This is a genomic window from Corynebacterium sp. LaCa_70, from assembly GCF_058182015.1.
Window position 1 is genome coordinate 1742660 of record NZ_CP190914.1, and the last position, 17752, is coordinate 1760411.

General features: G+C 57.8%; 18 protein-coding genes and 1 pseudogene. 7 read left to right on the plus strand and 12 right to left on the minus strand.

From position 1 onward, the window contains the following. Nucleotides 1-320: 320 nt before the first annotated feature. The 4 genes and pseudogenes from ACP8MI_RS07915 (at nucleotide 321) to ACP8MI_RS07930 (ending at nucleotide 2007) form a co-directional block, all read left to right on the plus strand. Nucleotides 321-920, plus strand: a complete 600-nt coding sequence (locus ACP8MI_RS07915; protein ID WP_051067304.1) for a Fic family protein — start codon at nucleotides 321-323, stop codon at nucleotides 918-920. Next, nucleotides 892-978 (plus strand): annotated as a pseudogene (locus ACP8MI_RS07920) (Fic family protein); the annotation flags it as partial. The gene ACP8MI_RS07915 and the pseudogene ACP8MI_RS07920, both read left to right, overlap by 29 nt. Before the next feature lie 102 nt (nucleotides 979-1080). After that, nucleotides 1081-1650, plus strand: a complete 570-nt coding sequence (locus tag ACP8MI_RS07925) for a DeoR family transcriptional regulator (RefSeq protein ID WP_051067303.1) — start codon at nucleotides 1081-1083, stop codon at nucleotides 1648-1650. A gap of 72 nt (nucleotides 1651-1722) precedes the next feature. Next, a complete protein-coding gene (locus ACP8MI_RS07930) occupies nucleotides 1723-2007 on the plus strand; it encodes a hypothetical protein (protein WP_018120381.1) in 285 nt (94 codons plus the stop codon). Between the two features lie 75 nt (nucleotides 2008-2082). Here the strand turns inward: ACP8MI_RS07930 and dnaG are convergent, their stop codons facing one another. Genes dnaG through ACP8MI_RS07945 form a run of 3 tightly spaced genes read right to left on the minus strand, consistent with a single transcriptional unit; the run spans nucleotide 2083 to nucleotide 6181 of the window. Further along, the gene (dnaG, locus tag ACP8MI_RS07935) at nucleotides 2083-3987 is read right to left on the minus strand and encodes a DNA primase (protein WP_018120380.1); all 1905 of its coding nucleotides are present in this window, start codon (nucleotides 3985-3987) and stop codon (nucleotides 2083-2085) included. A gap of 41 nt (nucleotides 3988-4028) precedes the next feature. Continuing rightward, nucleotides 4029-5357 (minus strand): deoxyguanosinetriphosphate triphosphohydrolase, encoded by a 1329-nt coding sequence (locus tag ACP8MI_RS07940; RefSeq protein WP_039733824.1) that lies wholly within the window; start codon nucleotides 5355-5357, stop codon nucleotides 4029-4031. Between the two features lie 47 nt (nucleotides 5358-5404). After that, nucleotides 5405-6181 (minus strand): YdcF family protein, encoded by a 777-nt coding sequence (locus tag ACP8MI_RS07945; protein ID WP_236658174.1) that lies wholly within the window; start codon nucleotides 6179-6181, stop codon nucleotides 5405-5407. Nucleotides 6182-6231: 50 nt separating this feature from the next. On the opposite strand from ACP8MI_RS07945, the gene ACP8MI_RS07950 reads away from it, so the two are divergent. Continuing rightward, nucleotides 6232-8505: a TPM domain-containing protein gene (locus ACP8MI_RS07950; RefSeq protein ID WP_018120377.1), complete on the plus strand. Its 2274-nt coding sequence runs from the start codon at nucleotides 6232-6234 to the stop codon at nucleotides 8503-8505. 19 nt (nucleotides 8506-8524) lie between these two features. Here ACP8MI_RS07950 and ACP8MI_RS07955 read toward each other — a convergent pair whose 3' ends face one another. Both ACP8MI_RS07955 and ACP8MI_RS07960 read right to left on the minus strand, forming a co-directional pair. Then, complete coding sequence (locus ACP8MI_RS07955; protein ID WP_201810426.1) at nucleotides 8525-9037, minus strand: hypothetical protein; 513 nt, start codon at nucleotides 9035-9037, stop codon at nucleotides 8525-8527. A 44-nt stretch (nucleotides 9038-9081) separates the two neighbouring features. Then, nucleotides 9082-10461, minus strand: a complete 1380-nt coding sequence (locus ACP8MI_RS07960) for a glycine--tRNA ligase (RefSeq protein ID WP_049148080.1) — start codon at nucleotides 10459-10461, stop codon at nucleotides 9082-9084. A gap of 337 nt (nucleotides 10462-10798) precedes the next feature. Here ACP8MI_RS07960 and ACP8MI_RS07965 point away from each other — a divergent pair, with 337 nt between their 5' ends. Both ACP8MI_RS07965 and ACP8MI_RS07970 read left to right on the plus strand, forming a co-directional pair. After that, a complete protein-coding gene (locus ACP8MI_RS07965) occupies nucleotides 10799-11086 on the plus strand; it encodes an ArsR/SmtB family transcription factor (RefSeq protein WP_018120374.1) in 288 nt (95 codons plus the stop codon). Nucleotides 11087-11099: 13 nt separating this feature from the next. Next, nucleotides 11100-11540: a Fur family transcriptional regulator gene (locus ACP8MI_RS07970; protein ID WP_018120373.1), complete on the plus strand. Its 441-nt coding sequence runs from the start codon at nucleotides 11100-11102 to the stop codon at nucleotides 11538-11540. 33 nt (nucleotides 11541-11573) lie between these two features. Here ACP8MI_RS07970 and ACP8MI_RS07975 read toward each other — a convergent pair whose 3' ends face one another. From ACP8MI_RS07975 to ACP8MI_RS08005, 7 genes are all read right to left on the minus strand, one after another. Further along, on the minus strand, nucleotides 11574-12668 hold the full coding sequence (locus ACP8MI_RS07975; RefSeq protein ID WP_284589600.1) for a VIT1/CCC1 transporter family protein: 1095 nt from the start codon (nucleotides 12666-12668) through the stop codon (nucleotides 11574-11576). Continuing rightward, nucleotides 12665-13402, minus strand: a complete 738-nt coding sequence (locus ACP8MI_RS07980; RefSeq protein ID WP_018120371.1) for an isoprenyl transferase — start codon at nucleotides 13400-13402, stop codon at nucleotides 12665-12667. The genes ACP8MI_RS07975 and ACP8MI_RS07980 overlap by 4 nt, the downstream gene beginning before the upstream one ends. A gap of 61 nt (nucleotides 13403-13463) precedes the next feature. After that, on the minus strand, nucleotides 13464-14204 hold the full coding sequence (gene recO, locus ACP8MI_RS07985; protein WP_147579301.1) for a DNA repair protein RecO: 741 nt from the start codon (nucleotides 14202-14204) through the stop codon (nucleotides 13464-13466). A gap of 3 nt (nucleotides 14205-14207) precedes the next feature. Further along, nucleotides 14208-15134 (minus strand): GTPase Era, encoded by a 927-nt coding sequence (gene era, locus ACP8MI_RS07990; RefSeq protein WP_018120369.1) that lies wholly within the window; start codon nucleotides 15132-15134, stop codon nucleotides 14208-14210. Between the two features lie 3 nt (nucleotides 15135-15137). After that, the gene (gene pdxY / locus ACP8MI_RS07995; protein ID WP_375544314.1) at nucleotides 15138-16019 is read right to left on the minus strand and encodes a pyridoxal kinase PdxY; all 882 of its coding nucleotides are present in this window, start codon (nucleotides 16017-16019) and stop codon (nucleotides 15138-15140) included. 42 nt (nucleotides 16020-16061) lie between these two features. Continuing rightward, nucleotides 16062-16700 (minus strand): rRNA maturation RNase YbeY, encoded by a 639-nt coding sequence (gene ybeY, locus ACP8MI_RS08000; protein ID WP_018120368.1) that lies wholly within the window; start codon nucleotides 16698-16700, stop codon nucleotides 16062-16064. 54 nt (nucleotides 16701-16754) lie between these two features. Then, on the minus strand, nucleotides 16755-17741 hold the full coding sequence (locus ACP8MI_RS08005; RefSeq protein ID WP_249605985.1) for a PhoH family protein: 987 nt from the start codon (nucleotides 17739-17741) through the stop codon (nucleotides 16755-16757). Nucleotides 17742-17752: the final 11 nt, after the last annotated feature.

Here is a 17752-nt window from a genome sequence, read left to right on the forward strand (position 1 = left end):
AGCCTCTGAGAACTCCAGCTCGACACGTTTAGCGAGTATACCTTTAGTGACACGTCAACTAGGTACTCAAACCCCAAAATGTGGGGCATATATCACAAGAGTATATGACATGACCGTGGTTACACTTGCCTTAAAACAGCTAGGCGCGCCTTCATAACCAGGCATCTCTTCGCTGCCAGATGTCTCCACCCCATGAGCCAACAAAGCTGACTTAACTTGTGCTCATAAAGAAAGCAGTACAAGTTTAATACTTAAACTTGTACTGGCGACCGGATGAACACAAGGAAAAGTATTAAGGTTGTGACAGAAAGGAAACTCGAATGCCACTACCACGATGGATCGAACTACACTGGACGCCTGCAGATACTGCCCCGACTCGCCGGGATCGGATTGCCGGTACTTACCGTGCTTATTTACCTGAGCTCCTCGCGCACAGGGATTTACATATCCCCGAAGAACTATCGCTAAAAGCCGCCCAGGTCGAACACAAAATTCGGAATCTTGCCGCAGCTCCCGCCCATAAAGGTCTCGAAGGCGTCACTCGTTTTTTGCTCCGCTCAGAAGCGGTCTCGTCCTCCCGTATCGAAGGATTAGCACCAGCTGCGGACAAAGTTGCCATTGCGGAATTGTCGGATTCTGACGACCGCATCGTGAAAGTCACCGATACTGCACGCGCAGTTGCCGCAAATGTCAAAATACTCGATGACATTGAAGCAACAGACACCAGCGCTGAAAAATTTAGCCTCGAAAGATTGCTAACCATGCAGCGAACCATCATCGCACGCAGCGAACTTCATGGTATCCGCAAGCAGCAGAACTGGATCGGTGGCTCAGATTGGCATCCATTAGATGCGGAATTTGTACCACCCCCCACCCATCTATGTCCCGGATTTGCTAGAAGACTTAATACGATTCATTAACGGTGCAGCACACGGCCCGCTCATTCAAGCAGCAATCGCACACGCCCAATTCGAAACCATTCACCCCTTTGCTGATGGCAATGGGCGCGTAGGTCGAGCGGTTATTCACACAATCCTGCAAAGAAGAGGCTTATGTCCGTCGCCAATCCTGCCACTCAGCATGGTCTTGGCGACGTGGTCGGATAAATATCTTGCCGGGCTTAGTGCTTTTCGTGCCCTCGACGACGAAACACGCAACTCCACTGTGGACACAAGATGCTGCGATACAGCACTCGCAGCATGGGTCGACACATTTCTCACTGCAGCCGATATCGCAGCCGATGAAGCACAACGACTATTCGACGACATCAACGAATTACAGACAGAATGGAATGAAAAATTTTCGTGTTCCAGAAGTTCTGAACGCAAGGTGCGTACAGATTCTTTAACCGCCCGCTTGTTATCATCACTGATCTCGCAGCCAATGCTGACTGTCGACCTCGTTGCGCAGGCATATGGCGTATCGGCAAATACTGCCCGAGCAGCGCTGAACGAGCTAACAAGCCTAAAAATACTGACCAGGCGCAGCGTCGGCAAGAATATCCATGCATTCCTCGCCATGGATGCTTTTGCTCTGGTCAGCGCGGCAGAGCGGCAGCTAGCAAGCACCAGGTTTAACACCAAACTCTCCCCACCACGCCGCGGTGGAATCCCCAACATCCCCACACCACCTGCCCCTCGAGACAGGTAGGCTAGAGCCCAGTTCATTGCACGTCACTGCGCAGGCTTGTGCGCAACGCAAGGAAAAAGGAAACGTTTCACCATGATTCAGTTCGTCGTCGGTGCCACCGCGGGATACGTCTTCGGCACGAAGGCGGGCCGAAAGCGGTTCCACCAGATCAAAGGCGCTTACGAAAAGGCCATTAACTCCCCGGTCACCCAGTCCGTGGCTCGCTCTACACGCAAAGCCATCGCAAACAAGCTGGACCCAGAACCACGTATGCGTGAAATCAAAGACTTGCGCGCTGGCAAAAACGGCCGCCGCGACCACGATGATTACGACGGTCACGCAGAAGCAGACCGCATCTACGAACACGACGAAGACTAGCTAATAAGGACCAGCCCGTAAGGTCTAACTGCAAGGAAGGCTGCTAAACACAACCCCCCGACCCGCGCCAACTTACTACCGAAACGCGCGCGCAATCAGGTCCCGGCGCGCCTGCTCCAGCGCCACCAAATCAGCGAACAAAGAGTGGTAGGTTTGCTCATCGTCGCTCGGGCGCATGCGCTGTAGCTGCGCTTTCAACTGCGCAATCTGATCGCCCACCCGCGCTTCCTGCAACCGGGATAACACCATGTCGACGTAAGCCTCCAGCCCCGCATTCGCGTAGCGGATCTCTTCTACAGCAAGTTCCGACACCAGCGAGCGGCCCACCAAATCCGCCATGTGCTCGGCCACCGCGGCGATCCAGTCGACACCGTCGCTGGCATTGGCTACTCCCCCGGCCTGGTAAATCGCAGCCCGCACCGCCCGGTAGGCCTCGTTGCTGAACACGTCCTCACCCAAGCCGTCGAAATACTCGCCGACGTGTTGCGGGTACTGCAGCGCCAGTTTCAGCGATTCGCGCTGCGGCCACAAATACGTATCCCGCGGGTTCGGCGCGACGATGCCGGGCTTATCCTGCCGGGCATCACGCTGGCTGTCATTATCAAACCGACGCGCACGCTTCACCGCTTCCTGTGGGTTCTGTACCTTCGCAGATTCCTTGCGCACCTGTGCGACGACCTCATCCGGGCTTTCCCAGCCGACCCAGCCAGACAACCGCCGCGCGTATTCCATCTGCAGTGGTTTGTCACGAATCCCGGCAACCACCGGCACGGTTCGTCGTAAAGCCTGCAAGCGGCCCTCCGCTGTATCCAACTTGTGGCTGGCCAAAATGGACTGAATCACGAACTCGAACATCGGGATGCGGTCAGCCACCAAATCCCGCACCGCGGCGTCGCCACGCTCCAGGCGCAGATCGCACGGGTCCATCCCCGGCGGGGCAATAGCCACAAAGGACTGCCCGGAAAATTTCTGTTCGCCAGAAAACGCCCGCAGCGCAGCCTTCTGCCCGGCCTCGTCGCCGTCGAAGGTATAGATCAGCTCACCATTGAAATAATTATCGTCCAGCATCAACCGGCGGATCACCTGCAAGTGGTCCTGACCAAAAGCGGTACCACAGGCAGCGATCGCGGTTTTTACCCCGGCGGCATGCATCGCCATGACATCGGTATAGCCTTCCACGACCACGGCCTGGTGGCCAGCAGCGATATGTTTTTTCGCCATGTCCAGGCCAAACAACACCTTGGATTTGTGATACAGCATGGTATCCGGGGTGTTCATGTATTTGCCTAGCTTGTCGTCGTCGAAAAGCTTGCGCGCACCAAAACCAATCACGTTGCCGGCGATATCCTTGATGGGCCACAGCAAACGGCGGTGGAAACGGTCTATCGGGCCGCGCTTGCCCATCTTTGACAGGCCTGCCTTTTCCAGCTCGTCGAACTCGAAGCCCTTGCGCAGCAGGTGCTTGGTCATCGTGTCCCACCCAGCCGGGGCATAACCAATTTCAAACTCGTAAATCTGCTCGCGCGAAAACCCGCGGTCCAGCAAAAACTCGCGCCCGGTGCGCGCCTGCTCTGTTTCGAGCTGCTCACGATAGAACTCGTGCGCCACGCGATTGGCTTGGATCAGGCGCTGGCGGGTACCAGGTTTTTCCCGCCGTCCACCAGTGGTTCCGCCCTGGTACGTGATGTGATAACCGATCTTTTCCGCGACGGCTTCCACCGCCTCCGGGAAGCTCAGCTGCTCCATTTCCATGAGGAAGCTGAAAACATCGCCGCCCTTGCCGGAAGAAAAGCAGTGATAATAGCCGCGCTGCGGGCGCACATGGAACGACGGCGTCTTTTCGTCTTTAAACGGTGACAGGCCCTTCAACGAATCATGCCCCGCGCTTTTCAGCTGTACATACTCGCCGACGATCTCGTCGATAGCTGCGCGTTCGCGGATTGCCTGAATATCACTATCGGGGATCCGTCCTTGAGCCATGCCCAAAGACTACCTTTTCCCGTCACAACAGCGTAGCTGGACTAGTGCAAAAATCCGGACAACTGCGCAGCCTGCTGTGCTAGGCGCTCCAGCCGCGATTCCGTCATCGACGCTATCTGATCAATGATCACCCGCTGGCGCTGCGCCGAAGTTTCTGCTTGCTCCCACCACAGCGCAAACATGGGATCCAGCGAACCCGGCGCGCCCGCCACCAGATAGTCATAAACGTTGTAGACCCGCTCGCGCTGCCGATCTTGCCGCGCCAGGTGCGAAGGCTCATCCATGACATACAGCACAGCCAGGGTTTTCAGCAGCTTTACCTCAGCTTCTGCCTGTCGCGGAACCAGCAGCGTGCCCTGGTAGCGCCCCAATTGCCCCTTGTCGACGAGCTCCGCATTGTGCTCCCGGCTCGCCGCAATAGTCGCGCCGACGTACCTGCCGACGAGCTCGGAGGTCATGGCTTTCAGCTGCACGTAGCCGCGCAAGCTGGGGGTGAAATCAACCGCGGCATTGATGATCGGCAAATCGCGCAGCGCCCCGGCGGCGTCGAGCAGCTCTTCCGCATCCCCGCCGAAGGCCTTGGCCCCTTTTTCTGCCAACGCGGCTAGCTCCACCAGATCCCAGAGCACAGCCAGGTTCACGCGCCCGGCGACCACACCGTCTTCGACGTCGTGCACGGAATAGGCGATATCGTCAGACCAGTCCATGGTTTGTGCTTCCATCGTGGCACGCGCCTGGCCGCTGCGGTGATTGCCCGCGGGGTCGTGAGCGCGGATCCATTCCAGCACATCGGCTTGCTCGTCATAGCAGCCATATTTCCGATTCGTGCTGCCATCCGAGTTGGTTTTGGTGCGCGGATATTTGCACGCCGCATCCAGTGCCGCCCGGGTCAGGTTCAGCCCGCAGCTGGCACCGGCGTCGTCCAGAATTTTCGGTTCCAGCAGCGTGAGAATCCGCAGCGTTTGCGCGTTGCCTTCGAAGCCGCCACATTCGTCGGCAAGCTCATTGAGCGCGGTCTCGCCATTGTGGCCGTACGGCGGGTGGCCGATATCGTGAATCAGCCCTGCCATTTCACACAGGTCCGGGTTTAAGCCCAGGCCTTCGCCAATGCCCCGGGAAATCTGCGCGACCTCCAGGGAATGCGTCAAGCGAGTGCGCGGAGTATCCCCATCGCGCGGGCCCACCACCTGGGTTTTGTCCGCTAGCCGACGCAACGCAGCCGAGTGCAACGCGCGGGCACGATCCCGGGAAAACTCGTCGCGTTGTTCCGCCGTCGCGGGGTCGATGGAGCTGCCGGTACCAGCCGCACCACCGGTGCTAGCCGTCGTCAAGAGTGATTGTTTCGCGCGCTCTCCAAACCGGCGTTGCATATCCGCCTGGCTATAGCGGTAGTAGCGGTAGTCATTCCCAGCTGCTGTCACTGGCTGCTCCCCTGTTGCTGGTCTTGTTGTTGTTGTTCTTGTTGTTGGTCTTGCTGTTGCTGTTCCCGCGCATGCTGGGCACGCAGATACTCATGCCGCATCCGACGCGATGGCCACACGATCGCCTGCACCCTGCGCAACACACTTTCTAGCCTAACCGCACAGGAGGCTCCTGCCAGCACATACACATCCGCCACCGTCAACCCGCCGATCTCATGCAGCAGCGATTTCCACCAGGCCGGACTGGGAAACTGGCTCGGCGAATCCGGAGTAGGAAACGCCTGCGGCAACACCCCACACCTGCGCGCGATTTTCTCCGCCCGCGCACTGTGATTCGGATCGGTCACCAACAGCACATCGCGGCCCTGCAGGTGCGGGTACCTGCTCAACACCGCCGCCAAGCTCGCCGCACTATCAGAGCCCTTGCCGACGGCTTCTGCCCGCACAATCCCGTGAGCCCGAAGATAGTCCGCGCCAACCTCCGCCTCGGTGACGGTATCGCCGGGCAACGCACCACCGACACACAGCACTTGGGCATCCGGGAAAATGTGTGCGGCAAACACCGCCTGATCCAAACGCGCCGCGAATTGCCGCGACGGGGTGCCGTTGTACTGTGCGGTGCCCATAACCACGATGGCTTCTGGATCATAAACCGGCAGGTAGCGCCGTCGATAAGCGATAGTGAGCACGCGGGATGCTTGCACAGCCGCGATTATTGCGGGCGCGAGTGTAAGCGTTGCCAGCCCTGCTCGTGCGATTGTTTGTGGTTTCACGTCCTATAGTCTGCCTTACCGCGCTACTGCAGACGGGTAACATCGTCGCCATGCGGCAGAATTCAGCTTCTTTCGAATCCTCAGCTTCCACAGCGCGTGCAGGTTTCTCGCGTGGACGTACTTCACGTCCTTGCGACGCCTACGACGCTGCACATCCCGGTAAAGCCGTCGCTTTTCGACGCCGCCTGCTCGGTTCGGGCACCCGCGGCGGTTTCCGCACTGCAGCCGGTATTGCTGCGGCAGCGGCTGCCACCGGCTGGGCCGCGTCTTTCGGCCTGGGTACGGCCGGTGCAAGCGCTGCCACCGAACCCCCTGCGGTCGCGGAGTACTCGCAGGTACTGGCCCAGGCGGTGGATGCAGGTCGGCTCGACAGCCAACTCGTCGACGGCGTCGGCATCCTCTCCCCGGATGATGAGCAAGCCATTAACGACGAGCTCAAGCAGCTGCAACAGTCGGATCGCATTCAGTTTTATATCGTCTACACAGACACCTTCGGTGGCATGAGTGCGCAGGAATATGCCGAAACCACCGCCGCGGCCAACGGCGGCGGGCAAGGTAGCAACGTTGGCGTGCTGGCAATCGCCGTGGATGACCGGCAATACGACGTCTACGCCTCGCCGGGTGGCACCTGGAGCCAAAGCAAGCTCGATGCTGCCTCGGAGGCTGCCTACGACGAGCTGATCAACGACAACTTCGCCGGTGCTGGGCTGGCTGCCGCACAGGCTGTGCGCACCGGTTCAGCTGGCGGCGGCAGCGGCTCTAGCGGTGGCAACGGTGATTCTTCGGGTGCTGGTTGGCTCGCCGCCGGTGGTCTAGCCGTCGTCGCAGGTGGCGGTGGTGTCTGGTATTACAACCGCAGGCAGAACAAGCACAACTCGTCGAAATTGTTGAGTGATGCCCGCGGAATCTCGCCGGACGACACCAGCTCACTACTGCGGCTACCGGTGGCGACGTTGGAAGAACGCGCCGATGAAGAAATCACCTCGACGGATGAGTCGATCCGCCGTGCGAAAGAAGAACTGGACCTGGCCATCGCGGAATTCGGTGCCGACCGCGCCCGGCAATTCACCCGCGCGATGAACAACTCGAAATCCGTCATGCAGCGCGCCTTCCGCACGAAAAAAGAGCTGGATTCCCACAACGCCGTGCCGGAAGACCAGCGCCGCGCCCGGCTGGTGGAGATTATCTCGGATTGCGGCAAGGCCGACCGCGAGCTGGATTCGCAAGCCGAGAAATTCGCGGAGATGCGTAACTTGCTGGCCCAAGCTGACTCCAAGGTTTCTGAACTTACTCAGCGCAGCGTCGCTGCCCGCTCCCAACTGCAGCGGGCGCAATCCACCATGGCCTCACTGCAGGAAAACTACTCGCCAGAAGTACTGCACACCATCATCGACAACCCAGAAATGGCTGAGGTCTCATTGGAAGAGGCCGAAGATTTGCTCGCCCACGCGAACGAATTGCAGGACAAGCCAGCTGGCCAGCAGCAGGGCCTGGTGGAAACGATTCGCGAAACTGAACACGCGCTGGAAGTCACCACTCGCCTGCTCGACGGCGTGGAAAACGCGCGCTCAGATATTGCCACTGCGAAATCTGGCATCAACGATCTTATTGCCGAAGTCGAAGAAGAAATTGCCGAGGCTGCCCAGCTGAAACAGCAAGGCACGCAGGATGGCACCCCAGCGGACTGGGACCGGCTCGATGCCGTCGTTGGCTCCGCGCGCGAAGCACTGGCCCACGCCAAGGAAAATAAAAACACCGACCCGTTGGGCAGCTATAACCAGCTGTTGGATGCCGATACTGAGCTCGACGACAAGCTGGACCGGGTACGCGAAAAATCTGCGGATCACCAGCGCACGCTGCAGCTGTTGCAGCAGCAGCTGCAGTCTGCGAACTCCCGGATTCAGTCGGCAGAAGATTTAATCTCTTCCCGCGGCCGCATCGTAAAATCTGGGGCTCGAACCGCGCTTGCCGACGCCCAGCGCATGCACGCAGAAGCCTTGCAGTTGCGGCAGACCGATGCCCGATTAGCCATCGAGGCTGCTCGTGGTGCGGGCCAGGCCGCGCAAGCAGCGATTAAACGTGCCGAAGATGACGTCAAAGATCACCAGCGGTCAATGAATTCGCATGGTGGTTTCGGCGGCCCCACCGGACGTGGTTACCGCCGTGGCCGCAGCTCCACTGGTTCTTTGTTGACCGGTATGGTGCTCGGATCCATCTTGGGTGGTTCCGGTGGAAGCAGTGGCTTCGGCGGTGGTTTTGGTGGCGGCGGAAGCTTCGGCGGAGGTGGCGGCTTCGGCGGCGGCCACTCCGGCGGCTCGTTCTAAAACAAAAAACGAGAGCAGGCTAGAACAAAAAGGCCAGGATCGCCACGATCGTGCACAACAGCAGCGTGGCGATAATGCCGACGGCCGATGACGATAGCCGTGATTCCAGAATCATGCGCGCGGTAAAGCTCAACGCGATGATTTCATCCCGGCTCAGTGATTGTTCTCCGTCGAACTCCAGAATAGCCCGGCGAACCCCGCGGTTGGTGCCACTGAACTGTGCAACCTTGGCGCCGTTTTCATCATCAATGATCCAGTTTTTGCCAGATTCATTGATCAACGTAAATTCGCGCTCCCCCACCCGGGCGAGCACACGCTGGGCACGCGCCAGGTTGCCGTCGACAGACAGCTTCGGCTGCGAGGTTTCCGCATCCACTGCTTCAATCCCGCGGGATTGTTCCACCTGAAGCTGCCAGTTGGCCCCATCGAGCCGCGCCAGCTCGTCACTGAAGACTCCCAGACGGTTCGGCCCATCTTCTTCCAACAACACCGGGGTGTTGCGATCATTGCGGTCCCAACTGGTGTAGCGCATGCGCGTGCCTTTCTCTCGAGCCCCCTTTACGGGGCTATAAGCGTTTAGCAGCCAACCAGGCGTGCAGCCAAGTAGGATTCCAGATCCTCGATAGCTACGCGTTCCTGCTCCATGGTGTCACGCTCGCGGACGGTGACGGCGCCGTCTTCCAGAGAGTCAAAATCGTAGGTGACGCAGAATGGCGTACCGATTTCGTCGTGACGACGGTAGCGGCGGCCGATAGCACCGGAAGTATCAAAATCAACATTCCAATGCTGGCGCAGCTTCTGCGACAATTCTTTCGCTGGTCCGGTCAGCTCTTCCTTCTTAGACAACGGCAAAACCGCAACCTTGACCGGTGCCAGGCGACGATCCAACCGCAGCACGACGCGCTTGTCAGTGCCACCCTTGGCATTCGGGGCTTCTTCTTCGTGGTAGGCGTCGACAAGAAAAGCCATCATAGAACGGCCCAAGCCAGCGGCTGGTTCAATGACGTACGGGATCCAGCGCTCTTCTTTCGACTGGTCGAAATACGACATGTCTTCGCCAGAGCCTTCTTGGTGCACACGCAGGTCATAGTCAGTACGGTTGGCCACGCCTTCCAGCTCACCCCACTTGGAGCCCTGGAAACCAAAGGCGTATTCCACGTCGACAGTGCGCTTGGAATAGTGCGACAGCGACTCTGGTGGGTGCTCGTACAGACGGAGGTTTTCTGGCTTGATGCCCAGGTCGATGTACCACTGGTGGCGGTCATCGATCCAGTACTGGTGCCATTCCTCGTCGGTACCGGGCTCGACGAAAAACTCCATTTCCATCTGCTCGAACTCACGGGTACGGAAGATGAAGTTGCCCGGGGTGATCTCGTTGCGGAAGGACTTACCGATATTCGCGATGCCGAATGGTGGCTTCATGCGCGAGGAAGTCAGTACATTCTTGAAGTTCACGAAAATACCCTGCGCGGTTTCTGGGCGCAGGTAGTGCAGGCCTTCTTCGTCGTCGACTGGGCCCAGGAAGGTTTTCAGCAGACCAGAGAAAGCACGCGGCTCAGTCCAGTTACCAGGCTGGCCGGTCTCCGGGTCGTTGATATCTGCCAGACCGTTTTCTGGTGGGTGGCCGTGCTTTTCTTCGTAGGCTTCCAGCAGGTGGTCAGCGCGGTAGCGCTTGTGGGTGTAGAGCGATTCCACCAACGGGTCAGTAAATACCTCGACGTGGCCGGACGAGACCCAGGTCTGGCGTGGCAGGATGATGGAAGAATCAATACCGACGACGTCATCGCGGGATTGCACCATGTGGCGCCACCACTGGCGCTTGATGTTTTCTTTGAGCTCGACACCCAGCGGGCCGTAGTCCCATGCCGAACGCGAGCCGCCGTAGATCTCACCAGCCTGGTAAACCAGGCCGCGGCGCTTACATAGGTTTACGACGGTATCGATGACATTCGCCATTGTTACAAGGACTCCTCTGGTAGGGGATAAGTCAGTTCTCGCAGGCCATCCTACAGTGCCTGCACAACCGCACGGGAGTTAGGTGGTCTAGACTGCACTGTGCCCATTATGTTTTCTGGTATCCCAGACTTTTCACATGATTCATAAGTATCCCCGAATGGGGGTAGCAACAAAACCATACGCTTTGCAAACATAAGGCAATACTTGGTTAGTTTTGTTCAGGCACCTGAAAACCAGTAAGATGTCACTTATTGAAGATCAATCCCATTATCGACGGGATTGTTATCTATCGCCAAATCCGTGGCGCTAGATAGTCTCCCACCAGGAAGGACTCGTGATGCCTACCGACGTTATCGCGAACACCACCGCAGCTGCGACCATCATCCGCGCATTAAATTCCCCACTGCGCCTGCAAATCCTGCATTGCTTGAGCCAGCGCGACTGCTGCGTCTACGAACTCGTGCGCGAACTCGGCCGCTCACAACCACTGGTGAGCCAGCATTTGCGGATTTTGAAGCAATCCGGCTTGGTCTCTTCGCATTCCTGCGGGCGCGAAGTAACCTATCAACTCACCCGCCGCGAAGCACTCAATATCGCAGCCATTGCGGCCAGCATCGCTCCTTAAATAGACTGGAGCAATGTCTTCCGTACAGTCCGCCATCCCGAAGCTAGGCGCCCGCAATACCCGCCAGCGCACCGCCGTCATTCAGGTACTCAACGAGCTGGACAATTTCGCATCCGCAAAAGCCATTCACCACGAATTGGTACATCGCGACAGCCAGGTTGGCTTGACGACGGTCTACCGCACCTTGCAATCACTCTCTGAGATTGACGCTGTGGACGTGCTCCACATGCCATCCGGTGAGACGCTGTACCGCAGCTGCGAGTCCCACCATCACCACCACCATTTGGTGTGCACCAGCTGCGGGCGCACCGAGGAAATCGACGGCGGCCCGGTAGAACGCTGGGCGCAAGAGGTTGTCGCCAACTATGGTTTCCAACTCACCGGCCACGATGCCGAAGTCTTCGGCATCTGTGCAGAGTGTAGCAAGAAACAAGACAGCGCCAGCGCTAAATAGCGCACGGCGGGTTTAGCAAAAATTGATCGACAACTAACCGACGATCCCGCCAAAGGCAAGGCCCAGCACATACGTGGCCCCGGCCGCGCCCAGGCCAATGAGCAACTGGCGCACCGCACGCCAGGCCGGTGGTTTACCCGATAAAATTCCGGTTACTCCCCCAGTAGTCAACAGCGCTAGTGACACCAGCACGACCGCAATCACAGCCCCCAGGCTGGTGGAAGCTCCAAAAATAAACGGCAAGATCGGCAACAGCGCGCCACCGGCAAAGAAAAAGAAACTCGAGATGGCCGCTTCCCAGGCACCGCCTGGTGTGTTCATCTGGCCGAACTCATCATCTTCGACAGCAGTACCGCCGTGGGGTTCAGCATCCTGCGAAATTTTGGCGAATAATTGATCAGCCTTGTGCTGTGCCTCCGATTCCGACATTCCACGGGCACGGAAGACTAAAGCCAGTTCATTGGCTTCGACATCCACATTAGCTGCCATCGCCGACGACGAGGTCTGCGGAGTAGACGCCCCCAGCAGCTCGTTTTGCGATTTCACAGAGATAAATTCACCGGCCCCCATGGACAATGCGCCCGCGAGCAAGCCAGACACACCGGTGATCAGCACCACCGTGCTGCCCACCCCGGAACCCAGCACGCCAAGCACCAACGCCAGGTTGGACACCAAGCCGTCATTAACGCCAAAGACTGCCGCCCGGAACGTTCCCGACATCCGCTCACGCGAGCGCGTGGCCAGCCCGCGCACCACTTCCGCGTGAACTTGCTCATCCATCGCCAACTGATCAGAAGCATCGTCGTCGGCAAGATACGGGCTCCGCGACTCCGCCGACTGCATCAGCGCCAACGTAAACACGGATCCAAAGATTTTCGCCAGAAAACCCAACGCCCGGGTATTGAAATCCGCTTTCCGGGGCGAGCCCAGCTGATCGCCCAATTTGTCTCGCCAATACTGCTGGTGCCGCGATTCCGCTTCCGCGATTTTGGTCAGGATCTCACGATCCTCCGGGTTCTTCTGCCTGGCAGCCAGGGTTTTATACACCTTGGCTTCCGAGCGTTCATTAGCAAGATACCGACGCCACCGCTCTAGTTGCTGCTCAGATGGGGCTTGCTGCTGATTCACTTCGTGCCTCCGAATCGGCGATCACGGCGCGCATATTCCGCCACAGCATCATATAAATCTTGCGGGGTGAAATCCGGAAATAGCTTATCCTGATACACCATCTCTGCATACGCGGATTGCCACAACAAGAAATTCGAGGTGCGCTTTTCTCCCGACGGCCGCAAAAACAAATCCACATCCGGCATGCCGGGATCATAAAGATAGCGCCCAATGGTTTTCTCATTAATATCGCCGGCCCGCAGCTTCCCAGCCTCAATATCGTGGCCCAACAGCTGCATGGCGTCGGCAAGCTCAGCCCGGCCACCGTAGTTGACGCACATCACCAGAGTCATCCGGGTATTGTTCTTCGTCAATTCTTCGGCCTCGCGCAGCTCTTTAATCACGCTGCGCCACAACCGCGGACGCCGCCCAGCCCACACCACGCGCACGCCTTTTTCATGCAACACGTCGCGCTGACGGCGCAACACATCGCGGTTAAATCCCATGAGAAAACGAACCTCGCCAGCAGAACGACGCCAGTTTTCCGTGGAAAACGCGTATGCCGAAAGGTATTCCACCCCCAGCTCCAGGCACGCATCCACGGCATCCATCAACACCGCTTCACCGCGCTTGTGCCCCTCGGTTCGCTCCATACCGCGCTCTTGCGCCCACCGCCCGTTACCGTCCATCACCAGGGCAATATGGCGTGGAATGAACTGCTGCGGGATCTGGTGGTCCGTATCGAAAATACTCATCGCCTGACAGTCTAGTGCGCAGCAAGCAAGCACGGAATGATTGGTTGCAAAGAATGATTGGTTATAACGACTGTTCCATGATGCTCAACGCCGTCACGTTGCGCTCCATATGCCACTGCAGGTGCCACCGCACCAGTCTGTGCGCAGTACTAGAAATTTCCGGATTCTTTCGGCTGAGCTCGGCGGCCTTATCCCAATAACGCCCGGCCAACAACCACATATAGTGCAACACGTCCTCAGCGATATCCGCCGAACCTGGCGGCCGACACTGATGGCAACACGCACCACCGACCCCCGGGTGAAAAGCATGGTGTGGACCAGGACGGGAACACTGCGCGCACGCAAACAGCACTGGGGCCCAGCCGGCATAATCCATCGCCTGCAATAAAAACGAATCACACACCGCGACCGGATCGTGGGCGTCGCCAAGCAGACTCAACGCCCCCACCAAGGCGCTAAACATCGACGCATCGTCGGATTGCGTCAATCGCTCCGCAGCCTCCAACATGGCGCAGCCAGCGGTATAGCGCTCATAATCATCGATAATTCCGGCGGCAAAAAACGCCACTGTATCTGCACCGGTAATGGTATCCAGGCTCCGTCCGGGATACAGCTGCACATTCAAGTGCACAAAAGGCGCCAACCGCGATCCAAAACGAGACTTCGCCCGCCGCACGCCCTTAGCCACTGCGCGGACGACCCCATGCTGCTTAGTCAACAACACGATGATGCGATCGGCCTCGCCGAAATCATACGTGCGCACCACCACTGCGTCGTCGCGATACGGTTTACTCCGTGCCACTATTTAAAAACCAAGCCGCCCCAGCGACTTCGGATCCGACTGCCAGTTTTTCAGTACCTTGATGCGCAGGTCCAAAAATACGTTATGGCCCAGCAACTCGATGATCTGCTTGCGCGCGTTATGCACGATACGTCCGTAGCGCCGACCATCTTTGCCTTCGATGATTTTCTTTTGGCCAGGGCGTTCCACGTACAACACCGCGTGCACATTGCTGACACCCGGGCGGTCTTCGTCGGGAAGAATTTCGTCGATTTCCACTGCCACCGAGTGCGGAAGCTCATCACGCAAACCGGAGAGTGCGGCCTCACGGATCAGCTCACTGATGCGGGTGAAATTGTCATCGTCGGTCAGGTGATCATCCGGATAAAACTTATGCCCCTCCGGCAAATGCTGCACAATCACATCAGTCAGCACATCAATCTGGGTGCGCTTAGTCGCAGAAACCGGAACCACTTCACTATCGCCACCGAGCATGTCGTGCAACGCCATGAGCTGCTTGCCGACGGTATCCTTGCCCACCTTATCCAGCTTGGTCACGATCCCGATAATCGGCACATTCGGTGCTACGTTGCGGATATTATCCAGAATCCAGCGATCGCCCGGGCCAATCTTCTCGTCGGCAGGCACGGTAAAACCGATCACGTCGACGTCCGAATAATTGTCCTTCACCAACTCGTTCAAACGCTCACCCAGTAATGTCCGTGGGCGGTGCAATCCAGGGGTATCCACCACCACGACCTGCGCGTCCTCGCGATGGATCAGCCCACGAATGGCATGGCGGGTGGTTTCTGGCTGGTCCGCTGTGATGGCGATCTTCTGGCCCACCAGCGCATTCGTCAGCGTCGATTTGCCGGTATTGGGGCGCCCAACGAAGCTGACAAAACCAGAACGGAAGCCTTCCGGTACATCAAGATAGCTATCTAGGCTCATCGATTATTTCCCGCCTGTAGGAAAGTTGTCCACGGCTGTGACATCAAAGTGCTGCTTCGGATCCACGAAACATTCCTGCGCAAAGATCAAATCCAACTCAGCAGAACCACGCTTATAGGTGGTCTCCAACAGCTCGTAGACCGATGCTGCCGTGGCCTCCAGCGCTTGCGATACTTCACCATGGTAGGCGTAATGGCCGCTGAACAGCGCGGCGGTAACATCGCCGGAACCATTACGTTTGAAATTCAGGTACGGGGTTTGGACCAGATAGGCCTCATCACCGTCAACGGCGAGCATTTCGATGACATCATCACCGGTTTCCGGGCGCACCAGGGAAGTCACCAACACCACGCTCGGCCCCATCTCCTGCAAGGCGCGCACAGCGTCAAGAACTTGCTCAAACGTGTCCACGGGCTTACCGGTCAAAAAACCCAGCTCAAACTGGTTCGGGGTGGCAATATCTGCCACCGGAATCACCTTGTCCCGCAGCAGCGGCGGGATAGAATCATCCACAAAACACCCGGATTTCGCGTTGCCCATCACCGGGTCACAGGCATACACAGCATTCGGGTTTTCTTTTTTGATACGCGTGACCGCATCGATGATGACATCCGCAATCTCTGGGCTTCCCTGGTAGCCAGACAAAATAACATCGATCTTGTCGAAGGCCTCACGACGCTCCAGACCGTCAATGACATCAGCAACCTGGTCTGCCGGAAGCAGCGGGCCGCCCCAATCGCCATAACCAGTGTGATTAGAGAAATTCACGGTATGCACTGGCCAGACCTCATAGCCAGCACGCTGCAGCGGAAACACAGCTGCGGAGTTGCCCACGTGACCGAAACTCACGTGCGATTGGATCGACAACACAGTGTTCATGTTCATAAAACGGCTACCTCTTCACCTGAAATTACACGCAATTCTGTATTAGTTTTCTTCGTTCTCGCCAGATTTGTCCTGCGGCTGCGCGATCGCCGGGATGCGTCCGTCGGCACGAGCTTCCCCCGCCAACTGTTCATCCAAATGAGCGCGATCAGCTGCCGACGGGAAAGCCTGCGGACCAGTGGGCTTCGGCGGGAACTTTTTCCCGCTGCGAGCAACATCGTCGTACCAGTCCGCGAGAATCTCGTTTTGCAGCGCGAACATTTCTTTTTCCTCGGCCGGGGTGCCATGATCATACCCCAATAAATGCAAGCACGAGTGCGTCGTTAACAGTGCAAGCTCGTGTGCCAGGCTGTGTCCACCAGCATCTGCCTGCTTCTTCGCGAACTCTGGGCACAACACAATATCGCCCAGCATCGCCGGGCCAGCGGACTCACCATCCGGGCGCGGAGTATGAAACCCCGGGGTGAGCTCATCAATCGGGAAACTCATCACATCCGTCGGGCCGGGCAAATTCATCCAATGCACGTGCAACTCAGCAATGGTGTCTTCATCAACACACGTGATCGTGGCTTCCACATCTGGGCTCACATCCATAGCTGCCAATGCGAATCCCGCGACATCCAGCAACATTTCTTCGTTGATGCCGTCGAAGCCAGACTCATTGAAAAATTCGATACTCATATGCCGATCCTGTGTGGTTTCCTAGTACGGTTCCTGCTTCGTTGATTCGTAGAATCAATCTCGGGAATTCGCTTCCCGGCTACTCGTGCCCGACTGCTCGTGATAGTCATAAGCATCGACGATGCGGCCCACCAACGCATGGCGCACAACATCGCCAGCACCCATTTCCGCGAAGTGGATCCCTTCCACCCCGCCGAGAATGCGACGCACGGTCTTGAGCCCAGAATTCTGCCCACGCGGCAGATCAACCTGGGATTCATCACCGGTAACCACGAAGGTGGTGCCAAAGCCCAAGCGCGTCAAAAACATCTTCATCTGCGCGGGGGTAGTATTTTGCGCCTCATCCAAGATCACAAACGCGTCGTTCAGCGTACGGCCACGCATATAGGCCAGCGGGGCCACCTCAATGATCCCGGCTTCCATGAGACGCGGAATAGCCTCTGGGTCCAGCATGTCCCGCAATGCGTCGTGCAGCGGACGCAAATAAGGATCAATCTTGTCATTCAAGGTGCCCGGCAAAAAGCCCAGCTTCTCGCCGGCTTCCACTGCCGGACGAGTCAGGATGATGCGCTGGACCTGCTTATTTTGCAGCGCCTGCACGGCCTTAGCCACCGCCAGGTAAGTCTTTCCAGTACCGGCAGGACCCAAGCCGAAAACGATGGTGTTTTCATCAATCGCATCCACGTATTCAGCCTGGCCAACGGTTTTCGCACGAATCTTTTTACCGCGACGCGAGACAATACTGCCGCCCAGTGCCTTGGCAACAGAAACCGGTGAATCCTCGCTCAACAGCGACAACACGTGCTTGACGCCATCAGGGCTGACGGTGTGGCCACGCCGTGCCATGGCTTCTAATTCATCGAACGCTTTCACTGCACGCGCGACCTCATAATCCGGGCCGGTGATTTTCACCATCGTGCCGCGGGCAAAAATATCCGCGTCCAGCTGGTTATCCAGCACGCGCAGGTTTTCATCAGTAGTGCCTAACACTGTGCGTGCATAAGCGGGGTCCAGGTCGATCTTGCGGGTTTGAATGTGCACGTCGCTAGCCT